Below are 19,256 nucleotides of genomic sequence, written 5' to 3'. Positions count from 1 at the left end.
ATTGAGTGTTTATGCATTATTCATTTAATGCATAAAAGTCTTCATCATCTTTTTTCTTGCGTTGATATTCACCACTGCCTCTACGATATTTTTCTGGAAGTGCATCTCTGATTTTCATCATGGCACCGGTTGTTAACAACTTGTTCATTGATTGTAGCATTTTATCAATATCTTCGTTACGCATAGATTTGTCTTCATTAAAAATATATAAAGAAAAATCAATCGCGGTCTTTATTGAACTTAACAATTCTTTTCTTTTTTTTCTTCTGTTTTTTATGTTTCGTTTAACCCCATCATTGCTTTTTGCTGATTTATAATGATTTCTTTCTAAATTTTTACGTTCTAATAAATAGCCTGAGATGCAATCAATATCACCATTTCGATTATTGCCTGGAAGAGATCTCCAGATGGTCTCAATACTTGAAACGGGAAGGTTTGGAAATATCTTATCAACGCTGCTGATCAATGTTTCAACATTAAACACTGGGCTATTTTTAGCGCACTCGAATCCTATAGCGACAGCTGCTTTGAGCGATTCATCCCATTTCTTTTTTTCATACTCAACCTTTTCGTATTCAACAGCATCCTTGTCTTCAGAAGAAAGCTCGTTCTCATTTGGACTGGTTGATACACTATGCTTAAGCTCCGGATGCCTCCATAACAATTCATCGACTTCCGAGCTCAAATAGAGAAATTTCTCTGGATCAATGAAAGCACTTTGTGTTACATTTTCTTGAGGATCATAATAAACATGATTGCCATAATATGCGGGAAGGTCACCACTGGAAATGTAATTACTCAATTCTATCGGTTCTATACCAATCTGTGTGACAACTTTTTGGCAGGTCATGATCTCTGACTGTTGCGATTCATCTATCTTTTTATAAGGACCTTTGAAAACTTTTCCATGGATTTTTTCGAATTCTTGCTTATCCTTGTAATATTGGTCTGATCTGTAGTACCCTTTTTTATAAAAAAGTTTTTTAATATATTTATCTAAAAAATCTTTCTTCCATGTTTGTTCAAAATCAAAATTGCTTCTTTTCTGAAAATATTCATTTAGTATGTCAGTGCAGATATTTTTAAAATCATCAGGATAACTATAATTGCGATTAACTACAAAATGAATAGAAAGGTTGTTAAATATTTCTTCTGTAATCGTCGTCTCTTCTGCGTAAAGATATTTATCTCTCGCCAGGTGGAATAGAATTAGATAGATCTCTTCTGCGCTAATCGGATTGCTATATTCTGATTCCGGATCATCCAAATAAGATATTAGACACTCTGTCTTGTGGTAAGGTGAAATGGTAGATATAATCCTTGGTAGGATTTTCCTATTATTTTTATTTTCCCAATTTATGATGACCTCTAAGTCGTCTTCACTAATTCTATAAAGGAATTTATTATACGGCCATTTAGATGAATGTTGGTCAATCAGATCAATAGGATAATCGATAGCTTTTAATTGTGGCGTCTTGTCTGGAACTAAAAACAAATCGTTACACTCTTTGGTAAACAATTCAATCGATTCATCCGGCATGAAAGCGATATAGGCCTGCTGAGCGAAGAATAAGTCATCCATCTCGGTTTTGATGGAGTTGGATCTATATTTCTGGAGCGTGATATGGTTGCACATTGGGCAAATCAGACCAATATAGGTGAATTCACCATTCGTGAGATTTACATAGCCATACGATCCTGCTGATCGGATGATCTCATGGTCTTCAAGTTCTTTTTCACAGCTTTCACAGACAAAAGGGAAAAATTGATCGTTTACTGTCCATTCCTGTGTCATCTCTTCACCGCTCGCTTTTTTTGCTGGGTTCTGACTCCATGATACGTTTATGAGGTCTTGCATCGTTTCATCGTCCAAACCGTCCAGACTCAATTATCGGCTTAGTATCCAACAAGTTGAGCCGGACGGTTGCCTTGGACGATTTGCCGTATTGGACAGCACTGTCCGGGCACTGTTTCAGCTTTTATTTTTGTAGAGGAGTGCTCGGAACTTGATTTGAGCGACCATCTCTTCCATTGAAAATACGATATAGATGCTTTGATTCCTAAACGATTTAGCCATAAAGTCGAATTCCTTTTGAAAGGATTTCATCTCGGTCATCATCCCAAAGTACTGTTTACAAAGGTTTTCAGGATCTTTGTCCAACAATATCGCCGGAAAATACTGAATCTTCAACCCTATTTTCAAATCGTTGAACAACAATGGTGCTTCTACCCGGGCTCGGTGCTCGCAGCTGGCGCATGTGAACAAATTGATTTCACCGGCCAGTAGTCTTTCAACCAGGCCAGGATCATCCATGGCATTGATTGTCTCATATAACTCAATTTTCTGCTGGGAACCACAGGCAGGACACCTGATCGTTTCCATTGCTTTTGATGTCATGATTTCGTCTTTCTTATGGGGTCGTCGGTTCACGTTTACCAACGTTTGTTAATGATCGTCCAGTAATCATCGTCCTCATCGTCCAATTCCCGTTACTTCGTGCCCTTCGATGTAGTCCAGCATTCTGCCGAAGTTGCCTTCACGCTGCTTGATCTGCTCTGGGCCAAAAGGTTGTTCGAGGATTTCTCTTTTCATGGATTTTCTCCTTTCAGAAAAACAAAAGGCCCGGCCAAAATGACCGAGCCTATGGATGGAAGGGTGACGGGTGTCACCGGAAATAGCGATGCGGATTCAAGTGGTGTGGATCACCTCCTTTCTGTGGATTGTTGGTTGCTTTTGCAGAAGGCACACTGGGGGCACCGGCTTTTATCCCGGCAGGCCTCACAGACCATGTTCCTGTCCAAGATGCGGGGCAGGTGCTCGAATACGCGTCCGATAGCCTGGGTCATGGGAATGCCGAGAGCCCAAGCGATACGGCGCAGTATGCAGGATGATTTTAGGGACAGTTCGGGTGTGTAGGACATAAGCGGACCTCCTTTTTTTAGACGCAAAAAAGGCGACCTGACTGGTTGACGGGGTCGCCTGGGGTTGGGAAAGTGGATTATAGGGGGGCTATGGTGGAATCAGATCGGGCGGTGATAAGGTTTGGTGGGTTAGTAGTCCATGTAGCTAAATACCTTGCAAAATGCTTTTGAATTTTCATGGTTTTCGCTTAATATTTATGTTGATTGGGCAATCCGTTTCAAATTGAACTCATCATTAACCACGCAGCCACACAGCTTTACATTAAATGCATAAGGAGCTTTAAGGAGGTCTTTATGGTCAACCCTGGGCGCTATAAAGAGATTGAAAAAGAACTTAATCAAATCGGAAAAAGAGCTTCTGATTTTAAATTCCGAAAGGAAGATATGCGTAGAGAAGTATGTGCCCCAATTCTACGACTATTATGGCGGAAGTTCTTGGAACCATCACTAAATATAGCGGATAAAATTAATGATGCCAATTATAGGGTGGTTGCTAAATATATTCATCCTTATTTCAATATTCATGTTACCAAAGAGGAACTTCATGAGTCTCTTCTCATTTACGCTAAGAACGAGTTAGTACGCGATCAGGACATTGATTGGATGCCTTTTCGAGATGCGGTGAGTTTCGAAGATTTTATCAAAAACGTTTTTTGGGATAGATCACCTGATCCTGAATATGTCAATTTATTTCTGGTTGCTTGGGATCAATTACGACCGCGGATAGCAAAGCTTTCGACGAATCTGGTAACATCAGTCAAAGAGGTTTATACAGAGTACATTTTGTGGCTAAAAAAACATCCCGAAGTTATCGACCAGATGGCGTGGGAAGCATTTGAAAAGATGGTTGCTGAGATTCTATCAAGTAGAGGCTTTATTGTCGATCTCACCGGTCGGGTTCGCAATCAGAGCGCAGACCTAATCGCCATTAGGGTCGACGAATTGGGCGTAGAGACTAAGTACTTGATTGAATGCAAGCGATATGCACGAACACGTCGCATTGGGTTGGATATCGTTAACGCTGTCATCGGTGCCGCGCGCCGAGCAGATGTTGATCATTCGCTTTTAGTAACTTCAAGCCTTTTTACAGAGGATGTTAAGAGACAAGAAAACCGACTTCGCGATTGCAGGCTTCACTTACGTGATGGAGATGATGTTGTATCATGGCTTAGTGATTATACACCAAGAGAAGAAGGTGGACTCTGGTTGCCTACGGACTGGAACCGGAGCATGTATCAACTTGATCAGTTACAGCCTAATGCTTCTGCTGATAAGTGATTGTCGTTGTTGCCACAGCTTTTTTAAAGAACTATGAGTTTGGATTAGAAGGATTGTTCTTTTAACCATGGTACGCACCACACAGGACTTAATACCCCTCCCGTTTATCTGACCTTTGGATAGGTAGGAGCGCTGGCCGACCATTCAGTACAGTCTACCAGGCTCCAGTCCTGCAAATGAACAGAAGCACAAGGGGGAATGAAAAATGGGAAAACGTAAAAAGAAGTGGCCGAAGGGAATGAAACCCAAGCTCTATCAAGGCGGGGTGCTCAACGAACGCCCAAGGCTGGATAGTAACGATGTGATACCGAAGATTGAGCGAACGGGTAGAGAATTTACCACGAGACTTGTGGATACTAATGATCCGTATAATCTGCGCGGTCGATATTAGAGGCGGGATCAGGCAAGATCGGCATACATCCGGGCGATGATGCCTTGATCGGCAAAGCTGTAGTAGCGGTCGTCCTCCATGCTGATGATCAGGTGTTCGTGGACCTGGATGCCGACGATTTCGGCCGCCCGGATAATTTTTTTGGTAACGTTGATGTCATCGGGTGATGGTTCGAGATCGTTGGAAGGATGGTTGTGGGCCAGAACCATTGCTGCGGCATTGGCCAGGATAGCGGGCTTCAGGACTTCGCGAGGATGAACGGGGGCCGAGGAAAGGCCTCCCACGGACACGATATTCAGTCCGATTATTTCATTCTTGGAATTGAGCAAGGTCACGACGAACTGCTCTCTATCGGGCTGTCCTTTGGTCAGAATTAGGTTCTGAATCAAAGCCTGGGCCTCTTGGGAATTGGCAAGCCGAACGTTCCCAAAGGATACGGATTCGTCTTTGACCAGGGATACGCGGTAAACGGAAATGGATCGGCTGACTGGCGGGTCGGATGATGCGGGGAAGAGGTCCCGCTGCACGTAGGGTTTGACGGATAGCTGTTTCAACGATGGGCCTCCTTTCAATAAAAAAAACAGCCGCTGGTGGAAAATAACAGCAACTGCCCTCAATGCTTGTTTCAGTTTGGTTATGAATTTTTCCAGCACCTCAACCGAAAATGCTGGTAAATCAGGTGCTCGTGACACTGCTCCTGGGTGTCGGTGAGTTCCGTCTTCCATCCCCGTCTTTCCATGATTCGTTTGGCGCGGAAAATGGCATCCTCGAAAAAGTCATGACCATTGACACGGTTGGGATTTTCAACCAAGTTGGGATTCTCGATATTCCGCCACCGATCACCGTCGCTTATTTTAGGGATGTCCCAAGTGTCGTGGTTAATGGCACGGGCAACGAGTTGGCAGAGCTCTACGATTCTTGACATGACGGTCTCCTTTGGTTTTGAAATGGAAAAGGCGACCTGTCGCAATGACAAGCCGCCCCTGATACGGTTCATGATTGGCTGAGCTACGGTTTTCTCGGCGCTATTCCTGCCGATAAAACTCCCAAATCGATTTCGCAGGTTACACTATTTTGGCCTGAAAAACGGCGTAACTATCCAATTCATCATCAGATACTCACCATTTTCTTGATAAATTTACCCTTTAAATAATCGCCGCTATATGCCGGCCGTGAGCCCCTGGATGGACGGGTGCTTCAGATGGAACGGATTGCTGTTTAAGGACTGGACAATGAAGGCGTATTGGACGGTTGGACGATGTGGGCTATGGGAAAGGGGTGGTGGCGGCTATAAAGAAAAAATGGCGGAATAGCTTCTCCCACATATACTGGGAGGTTGTCACGATAGATATGGGCCGAAAATTCAGTCCGACCACGATACCCTTACCGGTGACCATTAATTCTGGACAGCGCTGTCCAATTCGGTAACCCAAAAGTTTTGTTTATGATTAAATATTAACCGATAAAATTACATTTCACTTAATTTATGTCTTGAAATTGCGCATTTTGTCTGCTATTAATCTGCCATTAATGCAGATTTGCTTCAACTCAGTATTGATGGAGAAACAATGAAAGATTTTGCTCAACGGCTGAGGAATGAAATTCCAGATGAAATCCGAAACCTTTTTATTAATGCTGTTCAAAAAGCATATGACACCGCTATAGATGCTTACGATACAGCGACGGGAAGCAATAACAGCACTTTTGGACATGATCTGTATTGGTTTTGTGTCCACGAGCTAAAAGCTACCGCTGAACCAGAAGAATCTCCGATAGAGCTGATTCGAGAACGACCTGACTTCAGGTTGAAAATTGGTTCATGTATTCTTGCCTGCCATAGAGTTGGAACTGATCCAGGACAGGATATCGCTACATCATTTCCCAACAACAATCGGGCCGCAGGACAATTGGCGCGGTCTAATTTTATACAGATGGTTTTACCCGGCTTCGAAAATGATGGCCCCAGTACATGTCGAGGCATTGATGAATTAAACATTGTACTGGCCCATATCGGGAATCCCAATGATGGTGTCTGTTCAATTTATCTATGTGTACCGATACATGAGGAAAACGGACGAATCATGAATTGGGGACATTCTGAATTATTGTGGAAAACAGACAATCTGGATCTTTTTACATCCTCAACTCAAGAACTCCCTGAAGAAGCACCTATTGAACCTGCGACTGTTCGCTTGAAGCCGAGAAAGAAAGAGGAAAAAACAAATGGGGGCGATTTATAGCACACTTAACCAATTCAGTCCGGCAAAATTAACCCTTGCTCGGGAATTCAGAGGGCTCCAGAAAAAAGAGCTTGCTGAAAAGCTGGAAATCACACCGAGCGCAGTCACTCAATTTGAAAGCGGACGCGTTCGGCCAAACAAAGAAACACTGGTTAAAATCAGCTGGACTCTTGGAGTGCCAGTTGATTTTTTTAAGCATAAGGTAAGCGATGCTAAGCCGATACCGACTGATATTTGTCATTTCAGAAGCCTTAGAACTTCTTCTCAACAAGAAAGGCATAGAGTCCTTGCAGCAGGAACTTTATTAATCGAGTTGGTACAATTTCTTGAAGAACATGTTGAGTTTCCATCTGAAGATATTTCAAACATCGCTGTAAAAAAGCACCTTCAAAAATTTAATGAAATCGAACTATATGCAACAACTGTTAGGGAGAAGTGGAAACTCGGCAAAGGACCTATCAAAAATATGGTGGATCTGCTTGAAAGCCATGGAGCGCTCATTTTTCTGATTCCTGGCCATTCTGAACGACTTGATGCGTTTTCTCTTTGGAATTCAGGCCGCCCTTGCATTTTTCTTAGCTCGGACAAAGGTTCTTCAAGCCGCAGTCGGTTTGATTTGGCCCATGAGTTGGGGCATTTGTTAATGCATGCTGATGTGATTCCAGGGAATAAAGAGCTTGAACGACAGGCGGACGCCTTCGCCAGTGCTTTTTTATTGCCGCTCGATTCTTTTCTCCCTGAATGTCCACGCCGAATGAACTGGGGAGATTGGGGGCACTTTATTGAGTTGAAAAAGCGGTGGAAGGTCTCCATAGCGGCGTTATTACATCGTGCGAAAAAGATTGGCTGCATCTCTGAGGCAACCTACAGGCGTGCTTTCATGAATATGAATAAACAAAATATGCGTAAAAAAGAACCAGCGGAACCTCCGGTCGAGAATCCGCAATTAATCAACAAGGCGGTGAACCTGCTTTCTGAAAATGGTCTTTCCATTGAGAAGATTGCAGACGCTTTAAGTTTTAACAATAAAGATTTGGCAGAATTGCTCTATGGTGTTTGAATCCATAACTTCAAAATAATTGGAGAAAAACAGTGAGCAAAGGTAGAGACCGTACTATTTACAAGAGAAACGACGGAAAATGGGTCAACAAGCGCAATGATTCAGAAAGAGCTTCGAGCGTCCATTCAACACAGAAAGAGGCCATTGGTAAGGCAAAGGGTATGTTGAAAACCAGTGGTGGAGGGGAACTTACTGTAAAGGGGATTAATGGAAAAATCCGAAGCAAAGACACCATTGCTCCGGGAAATGACCCATATCCGCCGAAAGATACTGAACATTAAGGACGAGTTCTTATATCAGAGTCAACCAAACTGTGTTTTAAATTTGATTGTAACGAGATAGTTTGGTAACGTATCGAATCTTTAGACAATTCCAGTTCAACCCATAAATAGTGATGTGATTTTGAACCCTGGTGTTTTGTGTTTTGCGAAAGGGGATAGGGGGGTTGTAATGACTGGCCTCACAGAAGCCGATACTTGCCGCAAATTCATTCTGCCAAAATTGATTAATGCTGGATGGGACTCTGAACCCCATTCGTTTACGGAGCAGCGCACTTTCACCGATGGCCGCATTATCGTATCCGGTGGTAAAATCCGTAGGGGAAAACAGAAACGTGCCGACTATCTGCTCCGGTACACCCGTGATTTTCCCATAGCCGTCGTTGAAGCCAAAGCGAATTACAAATCGGCCGGCGACGGTCTGCAACAGGCCAAGGAATACGCGCAAATCCTTGGGCTCAACTTCGCCTATGCCACCAACGGCACCGAAATAATCGAGATTGATTTCCTGACAGGCAAAGAAACCAAACTGGGTGCTTTCCCAAGACCATCGGACCTATGGAATCGCCAGAAAGCCAGCCAGGGACTTACTGAAGAGCAAACTACGCGACTATTGACCGCTTCTTATCTGGAGGCCAAACGTAGGCCTCGTTATTATCAGGAGATAGCCATCAATCGCGTCGTTCAAGCGATTGTCCAGGGCAAGAAGCGCGTTCTCATCACCATGGCGACCGGGACAGGCAAAACACTGGTCGCCTTTCAGATCTGCTGGAAACTATGGTCAAGCCGCTGGAACCGTTTGGGTGAATACAAGCGTCCTAAAATTCTCTATCTTGCGGATAGGAGCGTCCTCGTTGACGACCCTAAGGATAAAACCTTCACTCCATTTGGCGAGGCTCGACATAAAATAGAAAACGGCCAGTTTGTGAAAAGCCGTGAGATGTATTTTGCTCTGTATCAGTCGCTGGCAAGAGATGAACGCCGACCGGGGTTGTATCGTGAATTCGGGACTGATTTTTTCGACTTGATTATCGTAGATGAGTGCCACCGTGGCAGCGCTAGCGATGAAAGTAACTGGCGTGAAATCCTCGAATACTTTGAACCGGCCCACCAACTGGGCATGACCGCCACACCGCTGCGCCAGGATAATCGCGACACGTACAAATACTTTGGCAATCCGATTTATACTTACAGCCTGCGGGATGGTATAGATGACGGGTTTCTGGCTCCTTACCGAGTTCATCGGGTTGTTTCCACCGTCGATGCTGCCGGTTGGAGGCCCAGTAAAGGCGAGTTGGACCGCTATGGTCGTGAGATTCCAGATGAGGAATACCATACCAAGGATTTTGAGAAAATCGTTGCTCTACGGGTACGTACGGAGGCCATCGCCAAACATCTTGCCGATTTTATGAAAAAGACTGGCGACCGCTTGGGGAAAACTTTGGTGTTTTGCGTTGACCAAGAACACGCTGATGAAATGCGCCGGGCGCTGAACAATCTGAATGCTGATTTGGTGAAGGATTATCCCGATTATGTATGCCGCGTGACATCTGACGAAGGCAAGATTGGCCGAGGACACTTGAGCCGTTTTCAGGAGTTGGAAAAGCCCACACCAGTCATTCTGACGTCATCTAAATTGCTTACAACGGGTGTGGACGCTCCGATGGTCAAGAATGTCGCCTTGGTTCGCGTGGTTGGCTCGATGACGGAATTCAAGCAAATCATCGGCCGAGGCACGCGTGTCCGTGACGATTATGGTAAATACTATTTCAACATTCTGGATTATACCGGCAGCGCAACCAGACATTTTGCTGACCCTGACTTCGATGGCGACCCTGTTTGGGTCAAGGAGGAAACCATTGATGAAAAGGGAGAGACCACGGAAATCGAGGTTGTCCAGCCTGAAAAGCCCTCGGATTCAATGGAGATGGAAACGGGCATTATTGATGACCAGCCGCGGATAGCCGATCCGCCGGGAGAGGGTTATCGTAGAAAGTTTTATGTGGACGATGGTTCCGTCGAAATTGCCGCTCAACTCGTCTATGAACTCGATGCCGATGGTAAGCAGTTGCGTGTTGTAAAATACACGGATTACACGGCAGACAAGGTCAGGAACGTCTATCCTACTGCTGCAGAGCTGCGCCAGAAGTGGGCGAATCCGGTGGATAGAAAAGAAATCATTGAGGGCTTGGCTGAAAAAGGAATTGAGTTCGATGAACTGATGAGACAGACCAAACAACCCGAAGCGGACCCGTTTGACCTGCTGTGTCATGTGGCGTTCAACGCCCCGCTTCGAACACGGCGGGAGAGAGCGGACCGATTGCGCAAGGACCGGAAAGATTTTTTTGACAAATACGCACCGAAAGCCCGTGAAGTGCTTGAAGACCTGCTCAACAAATACACCGAATACGGCATTGCCGAGTTCACCCTTCCTGATGTATTGAAGGGGCCTCCCATTTCTGACAGAGGCAATGTGGGTGAAATCATCCAACTGTTTGGCGGACCGGAAATATTAAGGGATGCCGTAAACGAACTTCAACAGGAACTGTACGCGGCATAAAGAATAGCCGCTGATTGAGCCAGGAGCGACACCAGAGAATGCCAAGAGGACGAAAAGCGAAGAAAGCCCCCCAACCACTGACCACAGCACAACAACTCGGTTCACTCATTAAATCCGCCAGAGACATCATGCGTAAGGACAAAGGGTTGAATGGCGACCTGGACCGTCTACCCCTTTTCACCTGGATAATGTTTCTCAAGTTTCTGGATGACATGGAGCAACTCCGGGAGCAAGAAGCCCAGCTGTCTGGTGATAAATACAAACCGGACATTGAAAAACCATACCGCTGGCGGGATTGGGCTGCTCCAGAGGACGGTTTTACAGGCGACGATCTGATCCGTTTTGTAAATCAGGATGAGGCTATGCGGCCCGATGGCAAGAAAGGAATCGGGCTTCTCGCTTATCTGCGCTCGCTTCATTCATCAAATGGGCGCAACCGCCGGGATGTTATCGCCAATGTATTCCAGGGTGTCCAAAACCGTATGGTTAGCGGCTACCTGCTTCGCGATGTGATTAATAAGGTCAACGGCATTCATTTCAACTCGTCGGAGGAAATCCATACCCTCAGCCACTTGTATGAAACGATGCTACGGGAAATGCGTGATGCGGCCGGGGATAGTGGTGAGTTCTATACACCGCGACCGGTGGTTCAGTTTATGGTGGCGGTCAGCGACCCCAAACTTGGAGAAAGCGTCCTGGACCCTGCTTGCGGTACCGGCGGCTTTCTGGTGGAGGCATACACCCATCTCGGTAAGCAATGCCATAGTGTAAAGGACAGGCACATCCTTCACGAGCGGTCTATCTATGGCCAGGAGGCCAAACCCTTGCCCTATATGCTGTGTCAGATGAACCTGCTGCTTCATGGCTTGGAATATCCCTACATCACCTACGACAATTCCCTCAACGTCAAGGTTCAGGAAATCGGTGATAAGGACCGTGTTGATGTCATCCTGACCAATCCTCCGTTTGGCGGTGAGGAAGAGACCGGCATAAAATCCAATTTTCCCGATGACCTTCAAACATCTGAAACAGCGCTTCTTTTTCTTCAACTCCACATGCGCCTGCTCAAACGACCGGAAAGAAACAATGGTAAGCCAGGGCGTGCAGCTGTCGTTGTGCCAAACGGTACGTTGTTTGGTGATGGTGTCTGCGCTCGCATTAAAGAGAATCTGCTAAAAGAGTTCAATCTACATACCATCGTGAGGCTACCGAACGGGGTGTTTGCACCTTATACCGGTATCCCCACCAACCTGTTGTTTTTTGACCGATCCGGCCTGACTGAGACCATCTGGTATTACGAAATCCCCCTACCAGAGGGCCGAAAAAACTATACCAAAACCAAACCCATGCAATTCGAGGAATTCGTCAATTGTATCACCTGGTTCAAAAAAGACAGCCGTGAAGAGAACGACCATGCATGGAGTGTTGATGCCGGTGATGTTCTGAAATACGATACCGATGGTAATCTTTTCTCTTGTAATCTGGACCAGAAAAACCCTAACAGCGCCGAGGCTTTAGAACACCTCCCTCCAGATAAACTTGCGGCTAACATCTTGGAAAAGGAACATCGCATTATCAAGATTATGGAGGAACTCAGAACAGAACTTGGGAAGGAATGCCAATGAGCCATACCGAAAATGGATGGCCAATAATCAATCTCGGCCAAGTAGTAAAGCATAGAAAAGAGTTTGTTGAGATTGACGACACAGAAAAATACAAGCGCTGCCGTGTTCAGTTGCATGCGAAGGGAATAGTGCTTCGTGACGAAGTTGAAGGCTTGACAATAAAGACCAAAAAGCAACAAGTTTGTCGTGCTGGTGAACTACTAGTGGCTGAAATAGATGCGAAAGTTGGTGGGTTTGGAATCGTGCCACCTGAACTTGATGAGGCTATAGTCAGTAGCCATTATTTTCTCTATAGTTTGAATCCTGACAAGATAGAGGGCGGTTTTCTCGATTGTTATGTTAGGACCCCATTTTTTCGAGACCAGGTCAAAGCCCAGGGGTCAACTAACTACGCAGCAATCAGGCCACAACAAGTTCTTGCTTATGAGATTCCTCTCCCTCCTCTATCTGAACAACGTCGCATAGTCGCAAAAATAGAACGGCTGGCTGGGAAGGTGGAAGAAGCAAAAGAATTACGAGGTAATACCAGACAAACGATTGATAATTTTAGGGTCGCCGCTTTTAGAACAATTTTTGAAACCCGAAAATTTAGTTCCCCTAATGATACGCCTGTCAGAGATACAATAGAGCAACTAAAACAAGAAAAACAGACATTAGTAGATAGTAAGGTAATAAGGAAACCACCTCATCTGCCTACCATTTGTGATGAAGAAATTCCTTTTATTTTACCCCCTCAAAGCACATGGATTAGATTAGAAAACATCTGCCATTCGGTGACAGATGGCACTCATCAAACGCCGATGTATACCGACAATGGACGAATTTTTCTGTCTGCCCAGAATGTGAAACCCTATAAATTTATTCCTGAAGTACACCGATACGTCTCCCAGGATGATTATGAGAGTTATGTGGCGAAAGTAAAACCCGAACTTGGGGATATATTAATGACCCGGGTTGGGGCAGGTATAGGTGAAACTGCGTTGATTGATAGGAGTATTGATTTTGCAATTTATGTCAGTTTATGCCTAATAAAGCCACTAAATTCATTTATAAATCGCAAGTTTTTGGTACACTGGCTAAACTCGCCTTATGGAGCACGAGCATCAAAAGAGCGAACACTTGGTAGAGGGTTTTCTCAAGGAAATCTAAATCTGACCTTTATTCGGCAATTCGTCATTCCTTTTCCTCCAATAGAAGAGCAACAACGTATTGTCGATGCTCTTGATGAACTCCAAAACAAGATAGATGCGCTGAAAATCCTCCAAGCCAAATCAGCTGTTGAACTGGATGCTATGCTCCCAAGTATCCTCGATAAGGCTTTCAAAGGTGAATTGTGATATCTGCATCTTCTTTTGTGTAATATGTATCTTGGCTTCGACATCCAAATCCGCCGGAACTGCTGCTATGCTGTCCTCGACAATGCCGGCTCCTTAGTCGAATCCGGCTGGTTTCCAAACGCTGAGGCAGATACTATCGGTTTGGTGCAGCGATTATCTGGATCCGGCCAAGTCGTTGTTGGTATCGATGCTCCACGAATGCCGCTGGTATCACCTCGAAAGTGGTATTGGAGCGGCAACCGAAGACAATGGGAAGAGCGAACTACCCAAAAGGGAAACGGCCGGCACTGTGAAGTCGTCATTAGCGCACATCGAATCGCCAACCCCCAGTGGACACCCCTGAAGGATGAAGCCCCGGAATGGATGCAGCTTGGTTTCAGTCTATATGGAGCCCTTGAGGGACTTGCTACGATTCATGAGGTGTTTCCTACCGCCTCTTATACACTACTTCAAGGCAACACGGATGTCCGCATAGATGGCGATTTTTCTGCCTGTTCGCCTGGTCCCAAAGATATGCGGGATGCATGGGTGGCTGCTGCAACAGTGAGAGAGTTCGAAGAGGGTAGGGGGAGCGAGGTAGGAGGCGGGGATGGTTTGGGTACGATCATTTTACCCTGCCCGTTCGGAGCCGGTTATTGATGAAGTGATGCGGTGGCCGGGATAAAAATGACTCATTTCCATGGCTTCAGCCAAGGAAACAAGTCATTATACTAAAAATAAAATTTTTGTTCATACTGACGATATTGATTCGTGGTTCTACAACTGTGATTCCGCCACAATATTATTTTTAATGGAAGTTATTACAAGCAATGGTGATGAAATGAGTTCTGAGCTATATTCGAAAGAGATTCAAAGAGCGAAGAGAAACCTTGCAGAAGGTCACTATGAAGAATCAATTAGAACATGTGGTTCTATATTAGAACATTTAATAAAGAATATCTATAATGAAATAAAGACCAAAGCAGAAGACTCTGTAAAGGATTTATTCTTTGAATTTGAAAAACAACAAGAGGAGAGAGTTAATCGCGATGATGTTGAAAAATATACTTTAGGGCAAATGACATATTCATTCTGTTATAGCAAGTTAAATTTGTTCAAACATGTTAAATATTACTTAAATATTGACCCAATAATAACAAAAACAATCGATTTTAAACTGTATATTATTATTCGAAATAAATGCACTCATCTTGACTCCAAGAAAGATGAATTCGTTTCTTCATTGGAAGCAAAATATATTTTCTATTCGACAAGTCTAATTTTTGAGGAATTCGGCTATATTCAGGAGGGGAAATGTCCTAAATGTAAAAAGCCTTTAGAAATAAATGAAAATTTTTGTTCCAGATGCGGTGAACTGATTAACATTCGATGCCCTGAATGCAAACTATCAAATGATAAGAATAATAAACATTGTGCACATTGTGGAATACCATTGTATTTCTTGAAAGAAATTGATATTAACATCCTAGAAAATTTAAGAAAATTTATTTCTAGATGTCATGAGTCACAAATTAGATGTCCAATTTGTATGGTTCAATCACATAAAGAAGTTATTGATGCTGATGAAGAAGATGGAATAATTGAAGGCTATTGTTTACGTTGTGGTTGTGAAAACAAAATTCAGGACTTGCTAAGATATGGCTGCTTAAATATAAATTCAAAACAGTACAAAGATTATCAATATTTATTATATTTATTAAGTCAAGATGACCATGACTTTGTAAAAGAAATAAAATTATATCTCCATCATAACATTAGAGTAAACTGGGTACAGTTATACAATCAGTTGGTTCCACCTCCTACTTAAAAGTTACGATCCTATAGTATAGAAAAGCTTGTAACTTTTATTTCACGATACTTTTATATTTGTCATAATTGAACAGTTCGTTGTAGGCTAATCTGGTATCGTTGTCATGGCAAAAAGAGGTCCATACTTGTGGAACACGTTCCAATGATATCCGCGAGATACGTAATGTTATTGTATACGCACTTTATGTGATTCCCTTAAGTGGATTAGGCCTTAACCTCTAAATAGAACCATTTTTCGATGAATTTACAGGGGTTTTTTGATTGATGAAAGACCAACGCATCCATTTACCTGGATGGAAAACCGTGTTGCTGTCATTACAATCTGGCACGGTGGTAAAAACGTGCGCGAAGGCAGGGCCACACCGATCGTACATCAAGATCCGGACAGGGTATGGGAACTGACCTGGTTGGCATATCGTGACAGAAGGGCAGATCGTCATAGGGGGGAGCGGGGTGCTGGTGGTACACACTGCGACTTGATGTCTGAGGATGGTGCAATTTGACAATATTTTTAGGCGTCAATCCCACGGAAGACATCGATAGAACCTGTGACGGATTTGGGACACTTTGATTTTCTATGATTGCGGCTATTGCGATTATTGAAAGGAAGTACTCGTAGCACTTAATAATTTTAACAATTGGGAATCTAAGGGAAAGCCCGTCAATACAGCATTTATATTAACTTATTGAATTTACTATCAAAGAGGCTCATAACCCGAAGGTCGTAGGTTCGAATCCTGCCCCCGCTACCATGAATAAAATAAGGCGCTTACAAGTAATTTTAAGTGCCTTTTTTTAATGCCTGTAAATATTGGATTCCAACCATACTTCCAACCTGGCCGGTTTCGCTACAAAGCTTTCGGAGTCAAGCTTGTGACTTTTTTGGGTTGGAAATGCAAAAAAACCCCAGGATTCCCCAGGTCCGGCTTGTTGTCGAACAATACCGGTCAACCTATTTGTCGATCAAAGTTATGGCTTTCTGATTTTCAGCGGTCGTGCGGGGCGGCAGGCCGCACTCAAGTCTTACCCAGGCGACGCGGTCGGATCGAAAAAATGCTTGCTTGACCCCATGCTTTCAGGTTTGATAACCGCCGATTCATATTTGCCAATTCAATGGGGTCAGATGATGAAAAAAGACTGTTGGGACACCATCCTACTTGATTATTCATTAGGGAGACCAATGCTCACATACAATTGACATCTTTGGCATTGCAATTTTTTTTGAAGCCGTGGTAAAAATTTTCATTCCATCTTTTTAGACTGTCTTCTTCAAAACGCCTAATTTCCATAGTGAAGCCTTGCTTCGTTTGATTTGTCCAAGCAGCTTTTGCTTAGTTCTATCGGCGGTGTTTGACTTCTCAAAATGTATGCCAAAGGAGGATGTCATTATGTTGAATTCATTACATAAATTAAAATTAATGCTGATTTGGTTTGTGGTCGCTGGCCTAATTTGTCCTCTTTCTTCGGCAATTGCTAAAAAAGGCGGCAACCACAAAACCCAAGTAAAGGTGATGACCAGAAATCTATATTTGGGCGCTGATATTTTTAGGGTTGTAGAGGCTGCACAGACGAATCCTAGTTCAATACCATACGTTGTTGCAGCGGTATTTGAAACAGTACAGGACACCAATTTTTATGATCGAGCCGAAGCCCTTGCCGATGAGGTTCTCAAGACCAAACCTGATGCTATTGGCATACAAGAGGCCTCGACATACTACACACAGACGCCTGGTGATTCTTTCTCAGATAATCCAACTCAGGCAACAGACGTCTTCATCGATTTCTATACGGTACTAAATGACGCTCTGGAAGCACGAGGTTTGTATTATGACGCATATGCCGTAACCAATGCAGACATCGAATTGCCAATGGTGGATATGCAATCAAAAACCGGACTTTCTGATGTAAGGTTGGTAGACCACGATATGATCTTGGTAAAGAGACCATTGGCATCACAGCTTGTTGTGAAAGGTAACTACGCGGCTCAACTTGGATTAGACGTCGGCGGAACACCGGTTGCATTCACACGTGGTTACCTTGTAGTTGATTTGAATATTAAAGGAGAGGCATTCCGCTTTGTGAATACCCACCTTGAAATTAGAAGTGTACCGGGTAGTGTTTTTAGATACTTTCAGAATTTGCAGATGCAGGAATTGTTAGGAACAATCGGCTATCTACCTTTTTGGGGTCCAAAACAGGTCATCATGGTTGGTGACTTCAACAGTTCTCCAGACGATGAATCAGGCTCATATGAGGGGCTGGACTATGTTCCACCCTACATGCAGGCTGTTGAAGCCGGGTACCTGGATTCCTGGCTGCTACAGAAAAAATATGATGACGGATACACCAGCGGATTCGATGAATATGTAAGTGACCCTACTGCTGAGTTAACTACGCGGATTGATCATATTTTTGTTGGACCAAATGGCTATAAAATCGAGAAGGTAAAATCCATCGTAGTTGGTGACGATGGTAAAGACATGACTCCCAACGGTTTGTGGCCTTCCGACCATGCCGGCGTGGTTGCCAAAATGAAATTTTCCCAAAAGCATAGAGTTCCCCGGGTGAAACCGAGGTACTAACGGTTTGCGGCTCCTTCAGAGCCGAACTCACCTCTGCTGAGGCAAAGACAAGGCAAAGCTCGGTTCATCCATGTAGGAATCCGTGGTGTTTTGCTTTCGACCGCATTAATAACTTCAACCAGTAAGAAACGGTAGTGTATCTGCCCCTGCAGTCCATACTTCTGCAGGGGCTTTTCCTTTTGCTTTCAGAAGGATGCAACGGGTTGGGGTGCGAACAGGCAGCTTGTGGGGACATGCCAGTTTTCGCTGTGAATGCTCAATGATTGTATAGAAGGGGGCGGACCAAGCTGGATGACTAATTGGCGCAGGATCAGGTCAAAAACAAGGCCATTTTTCGGTCTTAAATCGATGTTTTTAGAGCCGAAAAAGGCGGTTTAAGCCATTTTAGCGACTCAGCGCATGTTGTCGGTCAGGCTCAAGTCAGTTTGTCCAAGAAGTAATTCATCTGTCTGAACCACCAGGGCCAATCGTGGTTGACATCGAATCCCCAGATGTCGATCCAGGCATGCACCTGCTTGGTCTTAAGGATGTGTTCCATGTCGCGGGTATCGGCCAGGGCCTCTTCATCCCATGCACCCTGGCCGCAGCAGATCACAATTTGGCTGCGGCGGTAAGCATCCAGGATGACGCCGTCGTCAATGCCCGGCAGATAGGTCAACGGGGAGTTGAAGTAAACGGGTTCAAGCTCGTGACCCTGCAATCCGAACTCGGCGCGATCCAAACGGTAAAGGCCGCTCAGGGCGAGGGTTCCGCCGAAGATGTCTGGATGCTTTAAGAAGAAATTGACGGCGTGGTAGGCACCCATGGAACAGCCATTGGTCAGAATGTTCGCCTGAGGGTCCTGGCAATGGGTGCGGATATAAGGCACTACCTCGCCTGTGACATAGTGATCGAAGGCTTCATGGCGGGCGTTGCGCACCGCGGGTACCACACTGAAGTCATACCACGATTCTGCATCGATGCTGTCAACACAGAAGAGCTTGACACGCCCGGCATCAATGAAACCGCTGATGGCATCGATCATTCCCATCCCCTCATAGTCGAAATAACGCCCCCGAGAACAGGGGAATACGATCAGGGGGCGACCCCAATGACCATATACTTTGAGGGACATCTCGCGTCCCAGGTGCGGGCTGTGCCAGCGGTGCTCTTCGATATGCATTGGTTGTTCTCT

17 protein-coding genes are annotated in these 19,256 nt (G+C 44.5%); 10 read left to right on the top strand and 7 right to left on the bottom strand.

The genetic code is table 11. From position 1 onward, the window contains the following. Positions 1-16: 16 nt before the first annotated feature. The 4 genes from GN111_RS09730 to GN111_RS09720 all read right to left on the bottom strand — a co-directional run bounded on the left by GN111_RS09730 (position 17) and on the right by GN111_RS09720 (position 2,922). A complete protein-coding gene (locus GN111_RS09730) occupies positions 17-1,858 on the bottom strand; it encodes a hypothetical protein (RefSeq protein ID WP_155303577.1) in 1,842 nt (613 codons plus the stop codon). Positions 1,859-1,972: 114 nt separating this feature from the next. Beyond that, positions 1,973-2,398, bottom strand: a complete 426-nt coding sequence (locus tag GN111_RS09725; protein WP_155303576.1) for a CpXC domain-containing protein — start codon at positions 2,396-2,398, stop codon at positions 1,973-1,975. A gap of 75 nt (positions 2,399-2,473) precedes the next feature. After that, complete coding sequence (locus GN111_RS33870) at positions 2,474-2,593, bottom strand: Rad52/Rad22 family DNA repair protein (RefSeq protein ID WP_231715707.1); 120 nt, start codon at positions 2,591-2,593, stop codon at positions 2,474-2,476. Between the two features lie 110 nt (positions 2,594-2,703). Continuing rightward, a complete protein-coding gene (locus GN111_RS09720) occupies positions 2,704-2,922 on the bottom strand; it encodes a hypothetical protein (RefSeq protein ID WP_155303575.1) in 219 nt (72 codons plus the stop codon). Positions 2,923-3,216: 294 nt separating this feature from the next. Between GN111_RS09720 and GN111_RS09715 the strand changes: the two genes are divergently transcribed. Beyond that, positions 3,217-4,200 (top strand): restriction endonuclease, encoded by a 984-nt coding sequence (locus GN111_RS09715; RefSeq protein WP_155303574.1) that lies wholly within the window; start codon positions 3,217-3,219, stop codon positions 4,198-4,200. Positions 4,201-4,405: 205 nt separating this feature from the next. Further along, on the top strand, positions 4,406-4,591 hold the full coding sequence (locus GN111_RS09710) for a hypothetical protein (RefSeq protein WP_155303573.1): 186 nt from the start codon (positions 4,406-4,408) through the stop codon (positions 4,589-4,591). A gap of 8 nt (positions 4,592-4,599) precedes the next feature. Here GN111_RS09710 and GN111_RS09705 read toward each other — a convergent pair whose 3' ends face one another. Then, positions 4,600-5,145 carry a JAB domain-containing protein gene (locus tag GN111_RS09705; protein WP_231715706.1) on the bottom strand — a complete coding sequence of 182 codons (546 nt, stop codon included), beginning with the start codon at positions 5,143-5,145 and terminating at the stop codon, positions 4,600-4,602. Between the two features lie 80 nt (positions 5,146-5,225). Next, positions 5,226-5,516, bottom strand: a complete 291-nt coding sequence (locus tag GN111_RS09700) for a hypothetical protein (protein WP_155303571.1) — start codon at positions 5,514-5,516, stop codon at positions 5,226-5,228. 643 nt (positions 5,517-6,159) lie between these two features. On the opposite strand from GN111_RS09700, the gene GN111_RS09695 reads away from it, so the two are divergent. From GN111_RS09695 to GN111_RS09660, 8 genes are all read left to right on the top strand, one after another. Next, the gene (locus GN111_RS09695) at positions 6,160-6,831 is read left to right on the top strand and encodes a hypothetical protein (protein ID WP_155303570.1); all 672 of its coding nucleotides are present in this window, start codon (positions 6,160-6,162) and stop codon (positions 6,829-6,831) included. Then, a complete protein-coding gene (locus tag GN111_RS09690) occupies positions 6,815-7,891 on the top strand; it encodes a helix-turn-helix domain-containing protein (RefSeq protein WP_155303569.1) in 1,077 nt (358 codons plus the stop codon). The genes GN111_RS09695 and GN111_RS09690 overlap by 17 nt, the downstream gene beginning before the upstream one ends. A 32-nt stretch (positions 7,892-7,923) precedes the next feature. After that, entirely contained in the window at positions 7,924-8,172 is a 249-nt protein-coding gene (locus GN111_RS09685; protein WP_155303568.1) for a DUF2188 domain-containing protein, read from the top strand. Between the two features lie 169 nt (positions 8,173-8,341). After that, positions 8,342-10,729: an EcoAI/FtnUII family type I restriction enzme subunit R gene (hsdR, locus tag GN111_RS09680; protein WP_155303567.1), complete on the top strand. Its 2,388-nt coding sequence runs from the start codon at positions 8,342-8,344 to the stop codon at positions 10,727-10,729. Between the two features lie 38 nt (positions 10,730-10,767). Continuing rightward, complete coding sequence (locus GN111_RS09675; protein WP_176603285.1) at positions 10,768-12,354, top strand: class I SAM-dependent DNA methyltransferase; 1,587 nt, start codon at positions 10,768-10,770, stop codon at positions 12,352-12,354. Next, positions 12,351-13,691 (top strand): restriction endonuclease subunit S, encoded by a 1,341-nt coding sequence (locus tag GN111_RS09670; protein ID WP_155303566.1) that lies wholly within the window; start codon positions 12,351-12,353, stop codon positions 13,689-13,691. Before GN111_RS09675 ends, GN111_RS09670 begins: the two co-directional genes overlap by 4 nt. A 679-nt stretch (positions 13,692-14,370) precedes the next feature. Continuing rightward, positions 14,371-15,498, top strand: coding sequence for a zinc ribbon domain-containing protein (locus tag GN111_RS09665; RefSeq protein WP_155303565.1), 1,128 nt, complete (start codon positions 14,371-14,373; stop codon positions 15,496-15,498). A 1,390-nt stretch (positions 15,499-16,888) separates the two neighbouring features. Continuing rightward, positions 16,889-18,082: an endonuclease/exonuclease/phosphatase family protein gene (locus GN111_RS09660; protein WP_170302203.1), complete on the top strand. Its 1,194-nt coding sequence runs from the start codon at positions 16,889-16,891 to the stop codon at positions 18,080-18,082. Between the two features lie 415 nt (positions 18,083-18,497). Here GN111_RS09660 and GN111_RS09655 read toward each other — a convergent pair whose 3' ends face one another. Further along, on the bottom strand, positions 18,498-19,244 hold the full coding sequence (locus GN111_RS09655; RefSeq protein ID WP_155303563.1) for an esterase family protein: 747 nt from the start codon (positions 19,242-19,244) through the stop codon (positions 18,498-18,500). Positions 19,245-19,256: the final 12 nt, after the last annotated feature.

Source organism: Desulfosarcina widdelii (assembly GCF_009688965.1).
GTDB classification, from domain to species: Bacteria; Desulfobacterota; Desulfobacteria; order Desulfobacterales; family Desulfosarcinaceae; genus Desulfosarcina; species Desulfosarcina widdelii.
This window is presented reverse-complemented; position numbering and strand designations above follow the sequence as displayed.